Below are 13,040 nucleotides of genomic sequence, written 5' to 3'. Positions count from 1 at the left end.
GATTTTGTTTCATTGGACACGCAGATCGGGTCAACCCCCGATCCGCAATGACTTGAATAGCCGCCGCCGCTCCGGCAGGCTGGCACGATTAACGACCCTCGACCGGGAGAGATACACACAATGGCACTTATCAGCATGCGTCAGATGCTGGACCACGCAGCCGAGTTCGGCTACGGCGTCCCAGCCTTTAACGTCAACAACCTTGAGCAGATGCGCGCCATCATGGAAGCCGCTGACAAGACTGACTCCCCGGTAATCGTCCAGGCCTCGGCCGGTGCCCGCAAATACGCCGGCGCGCCGTTCCTGCGCCACCTGATCCTGGCAGCGATCGAAGAATTCCCGCACATCCCGGTGTGCATGCACCAGGACCACGGCACCAGCCCTGACGTCTGCCAGCGCTCCATCCAACTGGGCTTCAGCTCGGTGATGATGGACGGCTCCCTCGGCGAAGACGGCAAGACCCCGACCGACTACGAATACAACGTGCGGGTCACCCAGCAGACCGTCGCCATGGCTCACGCCTGCGGCGTTTCGGTGGAAGGCGAACTGGGTTGCCTGGGCTCGCTGGAAACCGGCATGGCCGGCGAAGAAGACGGCATCGGCGCCGAAGGCGTGCTGGATCACAGCCAGATGCTGACCGACCCGGAAGAAGCCGCGGACTTCGTCAAGAAAACCCAGGTCGATGCCCTGGCCATCGCCATCGGCACCAGCCACGGCGCCTACAAGTTCACCAAGCCGCCTACCGGCGATGTACTGGCGATCGACCGCATCAAGGAAATCCACAAGCGCATCCCCAACACCCACCTGGTGATGCACGGCTCGTCCTCGGTACCGCAAGAGTGGCTGGCGATCATCAACCAGTACGGCGGCGACATCAAGGAAACCTACGGCGTGCCGGTTGAAGAAATCGTCGAAGGCATCAAGTACGGCGTGCGCAAGGTCAACATCGATACCGATTTGCGCCTGGCTTCTACCGGTGCCATGCGTCGGTTGATGGCGACCAATCCGAGCGAGTTCGACCCGCGTAAATTCTTTGGCGCGACCGTGACCGCTATGCGGGATGTGTGTATCGCGCGTTATGAGGCGTTTGGTACTGCGGGTAATGCTTCGAAGATTAAGCCGATCTCGTTGGAAGCCATGTATCAGCGGTATTTGAAGGGTGAGTTGAACGCTAAGGTCAACTGAGGCTTCAACGTTGTGAGAAAAACCCGCAGTGATGCGGGTTTTTTAATGGGGCGGATTTGTGTGTATAGCCGGTGCTTGGGTTGGCCGCTTCGAGAGTGAGCTGGTTTTAATCGTCCAGTCCACTCTGCAAAGCGCCCTCAAAGTCTTGTCCGCCATAAAACACGCCCAGAATGGAAACCAGCTCGGCTTCAACAGCAAAGGCGATCACGGTCCGTTTACGGTAGTTTGTGATATGCAAACCCGGGCGTATCTCGTGCCTTTGGTTCCCTCGGTGCGGGAACGTCTGTAGTTCTTCACAGTAGGTCACGATGGCGTCGGTATACCGACGGGCCATTTCCGGCGAAGCCGCTGTGGCAATGTAGCGGTAGAGGGCAGCTAATTGCTCAAGGGCTTCCGGTGCAAACTCGACGGTGTAAGCCATTCACGGTTTCACAGTGGAACTTTCGTGCTCTGCCGCCAATCGGGAGCGCACCTGGTCCACGTTCAATGCTCGCGAGGGATCGGTTTTCAACGCGTCATAAGCTGGGGCCACTTGGCCTACGAGCCAGTTTTCCAACGCACGATCACGAGCTAGCAGTGCTCGGAGGCCATCCCGAATGACTTCGCTTTCAGTGGCGTACTCACCGGCAGCCACCTTGGCTTTCACTACGTCAGCCATCTGGTTAGGCAGCGTGATGCTGAACTGTTGAGTGCTACGCATGATGAGCCTCCTGGGTAAGATGGGATTTAATCCTACTCTGCTCAAAAGAATATGCACATGACCTCCTATCGTCCGATGACTTTGCCTGCGGATTAGGTGAGCTTGCTCGCGCTCGCGGTGTGTCAGTGGATATCACTGCTTTGCCGATTCGCGAACAGGCTCGCACACAGGGGACCTCTATTGGTCTTCGAGGCCGCGCTGTTCAATGACACCGAACACGTCCGTCACGTCTTGGTCGAGGATCCGGGCGACGTTCGTTAGGGTGTTGAAGTCGCCAGCAGCCGAGTCGCGCAAGGTGGCGCAGGCCATGAGCGTCAGGTAGTCGAGCGTGGCATGCAAGCGTTCGCTGGCGCAGGCGTGGAGCTCGGTCAGTGGGACGGTTTTATCGATGAACAGGACGGGCTGGGTGGTGGCGATCGGGGTGAGCGGAGTGAAGCGAGTGGGCAATTGTTCGGCTTTCATGACAAACCTCTAACTCAAATAGGTATTTGCCACCGTTCGCTGCGAAACAAATTTGGTGGCAGCCATGTGCGGGTTCGCAGACCGAGGAGTTAGAGAAACCCGGCAGACCCGAAGATCTCCCACACACAGCCGCCATGAAAAGCCGAGCATAGACAGGAGTGCCTATGTCGATTTCTGACGGTCGTGATTCTAACTCACACGGGCTGCGAAACCCTTGTCCACCAACCAAAGCCAGCAGACCCACCGAACTATAGAGCAGATTCCCAAGGCCAAAATCGGCCCTGTAGGACGCACCGGCCCCCTGTGGCGAGGGAGCTTGCTCCCGCTCGGGGGCGCAGCCCCCGCAAAACCGGTGCATGAGATGGGGCTGGCGGAAAGAAGGGGCCGCTTCGCAGCCCAGCGGGAGCAAGCTCCCTCGCCACATGGTGTAAATTCCTACGAGATTTTAGGACGTGAAAACTCAGGTGTTGTGATCGATATCCAGCACGCTGAACGTCACCTTCCCGCCTTCGCTGGTGTAGCCCGAGTTGTCCTGCACATATACCCCGGCCTTGAAGTACAACGGCTTGTCGCGCCAGGCGCGGCCGACGGTGGTGTACCAACTGTTGCCGGCCGCGGTGATGCCCAGGTCACCGGTACGATCGAGGTGAATCCGGTAGGAGAAGGACCGATTGAGCTTCACCCCCGTGGCGACGGTGATAACCCTGCCTTCGCTGTCATCGGGGCGCATGCGGACCTTGGCGACGATGTTCCCGGTGTCGCTGTCGTCCTTGTATTGGTATTCCAGCTTGACCATGGGTTTGCTGCTGTCCTTGGCATGGATCTGACCGATGACGATCTTGCCGCTGCTAGGTACTTGATTGACGGCGAGCGTTGCCCTCAGGAAGTTGTCGGCGTCTGGGTAGACCCAATTGCGCAACCTTCCGTCTTTATAGGTTTCGCGCAGTTCACTGCGCGGGTAGATCGCATTTTCAGTCTTGGAGCCCGTCACCGGCGACCAGAAATACACCGTGCTGCCTTGGGAATTGAAATACTTATCCTTGAACCCGTCCACCAGGCGCGGCGTTTCGATGGTTTTCGGCGGGCTGCCTTCGGGAATGCTCAGGTTCCAGGTTGCAAGATCGACCATGTTCGGATCCTTTCTGAGAAAAAGAAATGATTTACGCCACAGCCGGAGGCTCTAAGACGTGCTTTTGCTGAGGCCAGACGCAGGCGCGGACGAAAAATTGGCACGTTCGTCCGGCGAAGGGTTGGCGTCAGCAGACCGTCAGAGTGGCGTTTTGCGGTTTTGTGCCCGAGAGAAGGGACCGCTGGTCGAGAAATTGGATTTTCGAGGGAACGATTACACGATGGCCTTTTGACGCTTGTTGCGTGAAGACATCATGGGCCTGTTGAAACCGAGGGATGAAGGCGGGAACCCATCGCAGCGTCCCTGCTGCAATGGCGGCGGAGCGGGTCGGCGATCAAAGCGTGGTGTGCTTGATTTCCAACTTGCTGAACGTCACTTTCCCGCCTTCAGTGACATAACCGGTGTTGTCTTGCACGTACGCGCCTGCCTTGAAGTAGAGCGGTTTGACTTTCCAGCTTGGGTCAACGGTGGTGCGCCAGTTGTAACCCGCCGCGGAAATGCCCAACGCGCCCTTGGGGCTCAGGTGGATCATGTAGGAAAAGTTGCGGTTGAGCGTCACACCGGTAGCGACGGTGATGACCTGGCCCTCCTTGTCATCCGGGCGCATGCGCACTTTGGCGACGATGTTGCCGGTCGAACTTTTAGTCTTGTATTGGTATTCCAGCTTCACCATCGGGCTGTTGCTGTCCTTTGTGTGAATCTGGCCGATCACGATCTTGCCGGTGCTGGGCACCTGGTTGACCGCCACGGTCGCGCGTAAGGTGTTATCTGCCGCAGGGTAGAGCCAGTTGCGCAATCGTCCGTCGGGAAAGGTTTCCCGCAGCTCGCTGCGCGGGTAACTCGCGTTGGCCGTTTTGGTGCCGGTCACTGGCGCCCAAAAGAATACGGTGCCGGTTTCGGCGTTGAAATATTGGTCCTTGAACCCTTGGGCCAGGCGAGGGGTGTCGATGGTCATCGCCGGGCTGCCTTCGGGGATGCTCAAGTTCCAGGTTGCGAGATCGATCATGTCCAGGTTCCTACGTATCTGATGTAAAAGGTGCACGCCGTGTCGGGAGGCTTTAAACCGCCCTTTGAAGCGTCTCGAAACGCTGGATGGGGCTTTTTGTTGTTGACCGGTCGGCGAATGTTTGACGTCAATTGTTCGTCGAGTAGGTCATTGCAGTTTCTGTGCCTGGAGAGGGTGACCGTTAGTCGGCTATTTCGGGCTTTGTCTGGATGATGGCGCGATGACACCTACTGCTTTTCAAAATCCCGGTCTAGAGTGAGATCACTGTATGTTGTCCGCCTTGTTCCATAAGACGGACATGGCGCCCCGATAAGAGAAGCAGCATGGAATGCGCGCAACCCCCGTTTGGCGAAGACAGCTCCGTCCTTTTGATCGTTGATGACTACCCTGAAAACCTGCTCAGCATGCGAGCGTTGTTGCAGCGTCCGGATTGGCGGGTGATGACCGCCGCCTCTGGTGTCGAGGCGCTCAACATGCTCCTGGAACACGACATCGACCTGGTGCTGCTGGATGTGCAGATGCCGGACATGGACGGCTTCGAAGTGGCGCGCCTAATGCGTGGCAGCCAGCGCACGCGGCTTACGCCCATCATCTTCCTGACGGCCAATGAGCAATCCCAGGACGCGGTCATCAAGGGATACGCCAGTGGCGCGGTGGATTACTTGTTCAAGCCATTCGATCCGCAGATCCTCAAGCCCAAGGTGCATGCCTTGCTGGAGCACCAGCGCAACCGGCGCGCGTTGCAGCGTCTGAGCCAGGATCTCGAGGCTGCCCGGGCCTTCAATGCCTCGGTGCTGGACAACGCCGCCGAGGGAATCCTCGTGGTGGATGAGAACGGATGCATTCGGTTCGCCAACCCTTCCACCTGCCGCTTGCTCAACGCCACCGCCGACCGGTTGCAGGGCATGGCGTTCCTCGATTTCCTGCAAAAACCCCACATTCCCGAATGGCTTGATTCCGACATCCATACCGCCTACATGCGCGGCGAAACCTGGCGCTTGCACGATGCCGTGTTGCGTACCGCGCCTGGCCAGCAGGTGTCGGTAGCCTTGTCCTGCGCGCCATTGCCTGCGGAGCAGAGGGCGATGGTGGTCACGCTTCAGGACATGTCGGTGGTTCGTCATCTGCATCAGCAACTCGAATTCCAGGCTGTCACCGACCCCTTGACCGGCCTGCTCAACCGCAGGGGGTTCTATCAGACGGCGGAAAACCTGCTGATGCGCAGCGAGCGGCTGGAAAGCAACTGGGTGTTGCTGTACCTGGATCTGGATGGATTCAAGCGGGTCAACGATTCCCTGGGCCACGATGCCGGTGACCGGGTGCTGCGCTGGGTCTCGGAGCAATTGAAGACGTGCCTGCGTCCGTTCGACATCCTGGCGCGCCTGGGGGGCGACGAATTCACCGCGCTGCTGGATCTGGAACTGCCTGAGCAGGCGGCGAAGATTGCCGAAAAGCTCATCGAGCGGGTCTCGGTCTGCCAGCAGATCGACGGCATGGACGTGACGCTGGGGGCGAGCATTGGTATCGCGACCTATCCGGACTGCGGCTCCAACCTCGACGGTTTGCTGCGCGCCTCCGACATCGCCATGTACGAAGCCAAGCGTGCCGGCCGCCAGCAATACCGTTTCTACGACCATGAAATGAACGGTCGAGCCCGTTCACGGCTCATGCTCGAAGAGAGCGTGCGTTCGGCAATCGAGAACCGTGATTTCAACATGGTCTATCAGCCGCAGGTCAGCATTCGCGATGGGCGCACTCGCGGCTTCGAAGCGCTGTTGCGCTGGCAGCATCCGAGCGTCGGCGACGTGCCGCCAGGCTTGTTCCTGCCGTTGCTTGAGGAGGTACGGTTGATCAGCCGGCTGGGCAGCTGGATTTATCATCGCAGCGCGGCCCAGCGCAAAGTCTGGGAACGCATGTTCGCGGATGACCTGGTGCTGGGTGTGAGCCTTAGCAGTACGCAGTTCGGCATGCCGAACCTGGTCACCGAATTACGCCAGGTGCTGGAGCGCCATGCCTTGAAGCCCCGGCAACTGGAGGTTGAAGTGACGGAAGATGCGTTGATGCGCAACCCCGACGAAACCCATAAGCAGTTGCGGCTGCTGCGTCACCTGGGCGTGCGGGTGGCATTGGACGATTTCGGTTCGGGCCCTTGCTCGCTGGCGCATCTGCGCGATCTTGAGCTCGATACCCTCAAGCTTGATCGGCATTTGATTGCCCGCTTGCCGGACTCGCCACGGGACGCCGCGTTGGCCGCCTCGGTGATCGATCTGTGCGGTCAATTGGGGTTGCGGGTGATCGCCGAGGGGGTTGAAACCGCGGCGCAGTACCAGTGGCTCAGGGATCACGGTTGTGAATATGTACAAGGTTTCCTGGTGGCCCGGCCCTTGATGGCCGAGGATACCGATGCCTTTGCCCGGCCCTTCGACTGGAGCGCGGTGCAGGCCTGAATTCGCTACACTGGCAACCTTTTTGTGATTTGTTGCCGGCCGATGACCACGCTCAAGTACCTCCAGGCGTACCCCGCCGCCCTGCAAGCCCAGGTGCAGCAATTGATTGCCCAGGATCGGCTGGGCGACTACCTGCACCAGCGCTATCCCGGCCGCCATCCGATCCAGAGCGACAAGGCGTTGTATGGTTATGCGCTGCAAATCAAGCAGCAATACCTGCGCAACGCACCGGCGATCGACAAGGTGCTGTTCGACAACCGTCTCGACCTGACCCACCGCGCGCTCGGCCTGCACACGGCGGTCTCGCGGGTGCAGGGCGGCAAGCTCAAGGCCAAGAAGGAAATCCGCATTGCCTCGTTGTTCAAGGACGCGGCGCCTGAGTTTCTGAAGATGATCGTGGTCCACGAGCTCGCCCACTTCAAGGAGTCGGACCACAACAAGGCGTTCTATAACCTTTGCGAACACATGCTGCCGGGCTACCACCAGCTGGAATTCGATCTGCGCGTGTACCTGACCTGGCGCGACCTGCAACAAGACAAGGAATGAGTGGATGGACGTCAGCAAGACCAAGAGCAGCTTCTATCGTCGCCTGTATGTGGCTTACCTGATCGACAGCGACCTGGCCAGCAACATTCCCGCGCTCACCGAGGCCACCGGCATGCCACGGCGTACCGCGCAGGATACTGTCGCGGCATTGGCGGACCTGGACATCATCTGTGAGTTCGAACAGCAGCAAGGCGCGCGCAACCATGCCGGGCAGTATCGAATTCGTGATTGGGGGGCGATTGATCGGCGGTGGATCGAGCAGAACCTCGAGCGGATCAAGGCGGTGCTTGGGTATCCCTGAAGTTTTACTGGCCCCATCGTCGGACCGCCGCCCGGAGCTAGCTCGCTCCCGTATTTGAATGCAACCTTGGTGGAAGCGAGCCTGCTCGCGAAGCGGACCTCAGGGACGATGCATACCGATATGTGGAATCCCATCTTCCAGGTACTCCACGCCCACCGCCTCAAACCCATATCGCCCGTAATAACCTTGCAGATGCGCCTGGGCCGACAATGAAATCGACGTATCTGGCCAGTGTTTTTCCGCCTGCTTGAGGGCGTGTTCCATCAGCGCGTGTCCCAACCCCTGGCCTCGTGCTTCGGGCGCGATGACCACCCGACCAATCACCACATCGCTGTTTTGCGAATGTGGATCGAGCAAGCGCAGGTAGGCGACCAGATGGTTGTCGCGCCAAGCCATCAGGTGGCACGTGTCGCCCTCAAGGTCCAGTCCGTCGACATCCGGATAGGCACAGTTCTGCTCTACGACGAACACCTCAGCGCGCAATTTTAGGATGGCGTACAGCTGTTCCTTGTTCAGGTCGTTGTGATGTTTGCAGACCCAGTCGATATCCATTTTTTGAATTTCCTTGAGAACCTGATGCCGATATTAGGCGCCCTTGCGTCGGAAGTCTCTTCTGCGATCAGACGAAAAAACTGTGATAAAGGCCAAAATGCCATCATGGATGTGTCGCGGTCCCGTCTTCTTTGTGTAATCTTTATTCGAGCACTGCGCAGCGGTTTCGATGAGCTAACGTTAGGACCGGATGTCTCAGGACTTCCCTTGAGTTTCGGCTAAAAACAAACCGGGCTTTGAACCCGTCAAGGATGTTTGGCATGCCGCGATTGCATCGAGCTCTTGCTTTGGTCGGACTGCTGTTGCTGAGCCACCACGCCTGCGCGCAGAAGTTGCGCCTGGTCGCGGATGCCTGGCCGCCCTTCACCGATTCGACGTTGATCAATGGCGGCTTGGCCACCGATATCGTCACCACTGCACTGGCACGGGCCGGTTATGCCAGCGACTTCGAGCAGGTGCCCTGGGCCCGGGCGATGCTGGGTATCAGTGAAGGGCGCTACGACGTGTTGATCAACGCCTGGTATGCCGAAGAGCGCACCCATGTGGGCCAGTTTTCGGCCGAATACCTGCTCAATCGCGTGCGCTTCATCAAGCGCAAGGACGCGGCCATCGAATTCGACAATCTGCAACAGCTTTACGCTTTTCCTGTCGCCGTGGTGCGCGGCTACGCCTATGCCAAGGCGTTCGACGAGGACGGGCAGATGCAGAAGGTCCCTGTGCATAACTTCGCGATGGCCGTGCGCATGGTGGCCGCCGACCGGGTGAAGCTGACCCTGGAAGACGAATACGTCGCCCGTTACTACCTGGCTCGAGAATCCCCCAAGGTGCGCAATGCCGTGGAATTCCTGCCCAAGCCCCTGAGCGAGAACAGCCTGCACATCCTGGTCAGCCTGAAGACCCCCGAGCATGAGCGGATCGTGGCCGGTTTCGATCGCGAGATTGCGGCGATGAAGGCCGATGGGAGTTATCAGCGGCTATTGAAGGCGCACGGGATGTGAGACCGCAGCGTGGCTGATCTCCTTCGCGAGCAGGCTCGCGAAGGGGCTGGTTTGGCCACCGCAACACTCAAGCCTCACTGGTGTCCTTGATCAAATGCGCCGCCAAGGTGCGCAACGGCCCCAACTGGCGGCAGATCAATGCCAGTTGCGTCTGCACCAGGCGCTGGCCTTCGTCGATTTCATCGGGCATCTGCTCAAGCTCGCTGGCGAGGGTTTCTTCCTCGTCGCTCTGGATTGCAATCGGCTGCTTGCTCGCCAGGCCTTGGGCGATTTCGTCGATGCTGGTGGCCAGTTTCACCCCCGCGCCGTCGATCAGGTACTCGCGCACGTCCGTGGGCAACTCCGTGCCCCGGTGTGCGCCCAGGCCCGACAGGTAGCTGAGCAGGGTATGGGAGAGCACCAGGAAGCGGAACCCGACATCGGCTTCCTTACGGAAGTGCCCGGGCTCCATCAGCATGTTCGCCAGCGTCGTGGACAGCGCGGCGTCGGCGTTATGGGCGTTGCGTCGGGCCAGGCGATAGGCCAGGTCGTCGCGCTTGCCGGCCGCGTATTGCTGCATGATCTGGCGCAGATAGATGCTGTTGCAGGTCAGCGTGTTGGCGAGGACTTTGTTCAGCCGCCGCCCTTGCCAGTCGGGCAGGAACAGGAAAACCGCCAGCCCGGCGATCAGGCTGCCCAGCAGGGTATCGAACAACCGTGGCAGAAGCAGTCCATAGCCGTCCCCGACCTGGTTGAAGCAGAACAGCACCATGATCGTGATGGCGGCGGTGGCCAGGGTGTAGCGGGTGGTGCGGTTGGTGAAGAACACCACTCCGGCGACGATGGCGAAGCACGATTGCACCAGCGGGTTGGGAAACAGGTCGAACAGCGCCCAGGCCACCGTCAGGCCGATGGCGGTGCCGATGATCCGCTGGCCGAGCTTGCGCCGGGTGGCACCGTAATTGGGTTGGCAGACGAACAACGTGGTGAGGATGATCCAGTAGCCCTGGGAAGGGTGGATCAGATGCACCATGGCGTAGCCGACGCTCAGGGCCAGGGGCAAGCGCAGGGCGTGACGAAACAACAGCGAAGTGGGCGTGAGCTGTGTGCGCAGGCGCAGCCAGACGTCCTTGAGGTTGCGCGGCGAGCGGTCGAGGAGGCTGCTGTCGGAGGCATCGGCCAGGGCGTCGGGGTTGCTCGCATCACTGAGCAGGCGGTCCATCGTGCCCAGGTTCACCGACAGCGCCCGCAGCGAGCGCAGCAAGCCACGCCAGGCCGGGTTGCTCTGGATGCGTAGGTGTTCAAGGGACGCATGCAGGTCATTCAAGGCTTCGGCGAAGCTGTCGTCGTAGACGAACGGTTGGCGTAGCTGGATCGACTCGGCCAATGCCTGGCAGGCCTTGCCTTGCTGGCGCAGCAGACGCTGGCAACGGAACAGCACATCGCTGTGGAAGAAGGCCTCGGCCAGGGCGTTATAGGGGTAGTGGGACGAGCTCGCGCGTTCGTGGATGTCCTGGGCGAGGAAATAGAGTTTCAGGTAGCGGCTGACTTTCGAGCCCGGCCGGCCATTGCCGACGCGGTGCAGGATGATTTCCTTCGCGCTGTTGAGCGCAGCGACCACCCGGCCGTTCTGCTGGGCCAGTTCCAGGCGTCGTGCCTCGACGTCCAATTGTCGGACCGGTTCGAGCAACGACGACTTGAGCTTGAGGTAACGCCCCAGTTCACGGAAAAGTCGCGCCAGGCTCTGCTGCACCGGCTGGTTCGAAAACAGCGCGTGCCACACCACCGAGAGCAGGCCGTACCATGCGGCGCCCGCCACCAGAAGCAAGGGTTCATGCCAGAAATCCGTGACCGCGCCACCGCGTTGGTCCACGCCGATCATGGTATAGACCGACAGGATCAGAGTCGCCGAAGCAATGGCGCCATACCGCTCGCCCAGGGCGCCGAGCATGGTCAGGCCGAATGCCGCCAGGGCCAGGGCAACGATGAAGAGGATGGGGTAGGGGAACAGCAATTCCACCGACAGCGCGGCGACGCTGAAGCACACCAGCGTCACCGCGAGTGCGTTGAGGCGGCCTTGCCAGCTGTCGTCGGTTTCGGCCAGGGCGCTGGCGATGATGCCCAAAAACAGGGGAATCAGCAGCGCCATCTCGTCCAGGTACCAGCACAGCCCCATGCTGCCGGTCAGGGCGATGAACACCCGCACGCTATAACTGAACTTGTCCAACGCCCAAAGGCGACGCAGTGACTGGCTAAACGAGGTCGATGACATGAAGTGCAAGGGCCTGACGGGCAATGACGCTAAATTGAGGCAGTAATGACGCCGATGCAATGGCGGCGATCACATCTGGCAGCAAAAAGTGTTCCTGCATGCCAAGGACACACCTTTACCCTGTGGCGAGGGAGCTTGCTCCCTCGCCACAAAAGCAGGCTCCACCTCGGTGAGAATCAGACGTACTGCGCCGCCGCATACCCTGACGCCCATGCCCACTGGAAGTTGAACCCGCCCAGGTGCCCGGTGACGTCCAGCACTTCGCCAATGAAATACAGGCCAGGGCTTTTCAACGATTCCATGGTCTTGGACGAGACTTCCCGCGTATCGACGCCACCCAGGGTGACTTCGGCGGTGCGGTAGCCTTCGGTGCCGGCGGGCACCACGTTCCAGCTCGCCAGTTTTTCGGCGATGTCGGCGAGCTCCGCGTGGGTGTATTGCTTCATGGGTTTGGAGACGAACCAAGTGTCCGCCAGCAGGTTGGCCATTTTCTTGGTGAACAGCTCGCCCAGCAAGGTCTTCAGCTCGCTGTTGGGGCGTTCGGCTTGTTGCTGTTGCAGCCATTGCGGCACGTCATGGTCGGGCAGCAAGTTGATCTGCACCGTGTCCCCTGGCTCCCAGAATGATGAAATCTGCAGGATCGCCGGACCGCTCAGGCCGCGGTGGGTGAACAGGATGTTTTCGCGAAAACTCTGGTCGTTGCAGCTCACCAGGCAATCCACCGAGGTGCCCGACAGTTCGGTGCACAGGGCCTTGAGTTGATCGGTAATGGTGAACGGCACCAACCCGGCGCGGGTCGGCAGCAATTGATGGCCGAACTGCTTCGCGACTTGATAACCGAAACCGGTCGCGCCCAGGGTCGGGATCGATAGCCCGCCGGTGGCGATCACCAGGGACTGGCAGGCGATCGGTCCGAGGGTGGTCTGCAACTGGTAGCCGCCGTCGGTCTTTTCGATCTGCTCGATGGAAGTGTCCAGGTGCAGATTGACGCCCGCCTGGTCGCATTCATCCAGCAGCAGGCCAAGGATGTCGCTGGACTTGTTGTCGCAGAACAACTGACCGAGTTTTTTTTCGTGATAGGGCACGCCGTGCTTGGCCACCAGGGCGATGAAATCCCACTGGGTGTAGCGGGCCAGGGCCGACTTGCAGAAGTGCGGGTTCTGGGAAAGGAAATTGCCCGGCTCGGTATACATGTTGGTGAAATTGCAGCGTCCACCGCCCGACATGAGGATTTTCTTGCCAGCCTTGTTGGCGTGGTCCAGCAACATCACCTGGCGCCCGCGCGCGGCAGCGGTGAGCGCACACATCAACCCCGCGGCGCCAGCGCCAATGATCACGACTTCGGTAGAGCGCAAAACGGTGTCCTCTAAATGTGTCGCCACAAAACCCAGTGTGGGAGCGAGCTTGCTCGCGATGGCGGACTGTCAGACAACATCAATGTTGAATGTACCGGCCTCATCGCG

General features: G+C 59.9%; 13 protein-coding genes. 5 read left to right on the top strand and 8 right to left on the bottom strand.

Translation table 11 applies throughout. The features are described from left to right. The first annotated feature begins 120 nt into the window (after positions 1 to 120). Positions 121 to 1,185, top strand: coding sequence for a class II fructose-bisphosphate aldolase (gene fba / locus J3Q04_RS23550; protein WP_003177554.1), 1,065 nt, complete (start codon positions 121 to 123; stop codon positions 1,183 to 1,185). A gap of 106 nt (positions 1,186 to 1,291) precedes the next feature. Here fba and J3Q04_RS23545 read toward each other — a convergent pair whose 3' ends face one another. The 5 genes from J3Q04_RS23545 to J3Q04_RS23525 form a co-directional block, all read right to left on the bottom strand. Continuing rightward, the gene (locus tag J3Q04_RS23545; RefSeq protein ID WP_434609084.1) at positions 1,292 to 1,606 is read right to left on the bottom strand and encodes a type II toxin-antitoxin system RelE/ParE family toxin; all 315 of its coding nucleotides are present in this window, start codon (positions 1,604 to 1,606) and stop codon (positions 1,292 to 1,294) included. Beyond that, positions 1,607 to 1,885: a ribbon-helix-helix domain-containing protein gene (locus tag J3Q04_RS23540; RefSeq protein ID WP_434609087.1), complete on the bottom strand. Its 279-nt coding sequence runs from the start codon at positions 1,883 to 1,885 to the stop codon at positions 1,607 to 1,609. A 177-nt stretch (positions 1,886 to 2,062) separates the two neighbouring features. Then, positions 2,063 to 2,347: a fructose-bisphosphate aldolase gene (locus tag J3Q04_RS23535; protein WP_434609089.1), complete on the bottom strand. Its 285-nt coding sequence runs from the start codon at positions 2,345 to 2,347 to the stop codon at positions 2,063 to 2,065. Positions 2,348 to 2,807: 460 nt separating this feature from the next. After that, a complete protein-coding gene (locus J3Q04_RS23530; protein ID WP_420764976.1) occupies positions 2,808 to 3,476 on the bottom strand; it encodes a polysaccharide lyase family 7 protein in 669 nt (222 codons plus the stop codon). A gap of 334 nt (positions 3,477 to 3,810) precedes the next feature. Continuing rightward, the gene (locus J3Q04_RS23525) at positions 3,811 to 4,482 is read right to left on the bottom strand and encodes a polysaccharide lyase family 7 protein (protein WP_434561871.1); all 672 of its coding nucleotides are present in this window, start codon (positions 4,480 to 4,482) and stop codon (positions 3,811 to 3,813) included. Positions 4,483 to 4,805: 323 nt separating this feature from the next. Between J3Q04_RS23525 and J3Q04_RS23520 the strand changes: the two genes are divergently transcribed. From J3Q04_RS23520 to J3Q04_RS23510, 3 genes are read left to right on the top strand one after another with little or no spacing between them, the layout of a single operon-like run. Next, positions 4,806 to 6,929, top strand: a complete 2,124-nt coding sequence (locus J3Q04_RS23520; protein WP_420764974.1) for a putative bifunctional diguanylate cyclase/phosphodiesterase — start codon at positions 4,806 to 4,808, stop codon at positions 6,927 to 6,929. A gap of 42 nt (positions 6,930 to 6,971) precedes the next feature. After that, entirely contained in the window at positions 6,972 to 7,475 is a 504-nt protein-coding gene (locus J3Q04_RS23515) for a M48 metallopeptidase family protein (protein WP_420764973.1), read from the top strand. A gap of 4 nt (positions 7,476 to 7,479) precedes the next feature. After that, positions 7,480 to 7,776 carry a winged helix-turn-helix domain-containing protein gene (locus tag J3Q04_RS23510; RefSeq protein ID WP_420764972.1) on the top strand — a complete coding sequence of 99 codons (297 nt, stop codon included), beginning with the start codon at positions 7,480 to 7,482 and terminating at the stop codon, positions 7,774 to 7,776. A gap of 99 nt (positions 7,777 to 7,875) precedes the next feature. Here the strand turns inward: J3Q04_RS23510 and J3Q04_RS23505 are convergent, their stop codons facing one another. Continuing rightward, a complete protein-coding gene (locus J3Q04_RS23505) occupies positions 7,876 to 8,328 on the bottom strand; it encodes a GNAT family N-acetyltransferase (RefSeq protein ID WP_434609094.1) in 453 nt (150 codons plus the stop codon). Positions 8,329 to 8,588: 260 nt separating this feature from the next. On the opposite strand from J3Q04_RS23505, the gene J3Q04_RS23500 reads away from it, so the two are divergent. Further along, on the top strand, positions 8,589 to 9,326 hold the full coding sequence (locus J3Q04_RS23500) for a substrate-binding periplasmic protein (RefSeq protein ID WP_434561875.1): 738 nt from the start codon (positions 8,589 to 8,591) through the stop codon (positions 9,324 to 9,326). Between the two features lie 67 nt (positions 9,327 to 9,393). On the opposite strand, the gene yccS is transcribed toward J3Q04_RS23500, so the two are convergent. Next, positions 9,394 to 11,577 carry a YccS family putative transporter gene (gene yccS, locus J3Q04_RS23495; protein WP_434609096.1) on the bottom strand — a complete coding sequence of 728 codons (2,184 nt, stop codon included), beginning with the start codon at positions 11,575 to 11,577 and terminating at the stop codon, positions 9,394 to 9,396. 176 nt (positions 11,578 to 11,753) lie between these two features. Further along, positions 11,754 to 12,932 carry an NAD(P)/FAD-dependent oxidoreductase gene (locus J3Q04_RS23490; protein WP_420764968.1) on the bottom strand — a complete coding sequence of 393 codons (1,179 nt, stop codon included), beginning with the start codon at positions 12,930 to 12,932 and terminating at the stop codon, positions 11,754 to 11,756. Between the last annotated feature and the right edge of the window lie 108 nt (positions 12,933 to 13,040).

Source organism: Pseudomonas sp. D4-21, assembly GCF_051132125.1.
Lineage (GTDB): Bacteria > Pseudomonadota > Gammaproteobacteria > Pseudomonadales > Pseudomonadaceae > Aquipseudomonas.
This window is presented reverse-complemented; position numbering and strand designations above follow the sequence as displayed.

What these genes read in the sequence shown, in the direction of transcription:
- fba (WP_003177554.1), top strand. Translation starts at nt 121, where the DNA reads ATGGCACTTATCAGCATGCGTCAGATGCTGGACCACGCAGCCGAGTTC.
- J3Q04_RS23545 (WP_434609084.1), bottom strand. Translation starts at nt 1,606, where the DNA reads ATGGCTTACACCGTCGAGTTTGCACCGGAAGCCCTTGAGCAATTAGCT.
- J3Q04_RS23540 (WP_434609087.1), bottom strand. Translation starts at nt 1,885, where the DNA reads ATGCGTAGCACTCAACAGTTCAGCATCACGCTGCCTAACCAGATGGCT.
- J3Q04_RS23535 (WP_434609089.1), bottom strand. Translation starts at nt 2,347, where the DNA reads ATGAAAGCCGAACAATTGCCCACTCGCTTCACTCCGCTCACCCCGATC.
- J3Q04_RS23530 (WP_420764976.1), bottom strand. Translation starts at nt 3,476, where the DNA reads ATGGTCGATCTTGCAACCTGGAACCTGAGCATTCCCGAAGGCAGCCCG.
- J3Q04_RS23525 (WP_434561871.1), bottom strand. Translation starts at nt 4,482, where the DNA reads ATGATCGATCTCGCAACCTGGAACTTGAGCATCCCCGAAGGCAGCCCG.
- J3Q04_RS23520 (WP_420764974.1), top strand. Translation starts at nt 4,806, where the DNA reads ATGGAATGCGCGCAACCCCCGTTTGGCGAAGACAGCTCCGTCCTTTTG.
- J3Q04_RS23515 (WP_420764973.1), top strand. Translation starts at nt 6,972, where the DNA reads ATGACCACGCTCAAGTACCTCCAGGCGTACCCCGCCGCCCTGCAAGCC.
- J3Q04_RS23510 (WP_420764972.1), top strand. Translation starts at nt 7,480, where the DNA reads ATGGACGTCAGCAAGACCAAGAGCAGCTTCTATCGTCGCCTGTATGTG.
- J3Q04_RS23505 (WP_434609094.1), bottom strand. Translation starts at nt 8,328, where the DNA reads ATGGATATCGACTGGGTCTGCAAACATCACAACGACCTGAACAAGGAA.
- J3Q04_RS23500 (WP_434561875.1), top strand. Translation starts at nt 8,589, where the DNA reads ATGCCGCGATTGCATCGAGCTCTTGCTTTGGTCGGACTGCTGTTGCTG.
- yccS (WP_434609096.1), bottom strand. Translation starts at nt 11,577, where the DNA reads ATGTCATCGACCTCGTTTAGCCAGTCACTGCGTCGCCTTTGGGCGTTG.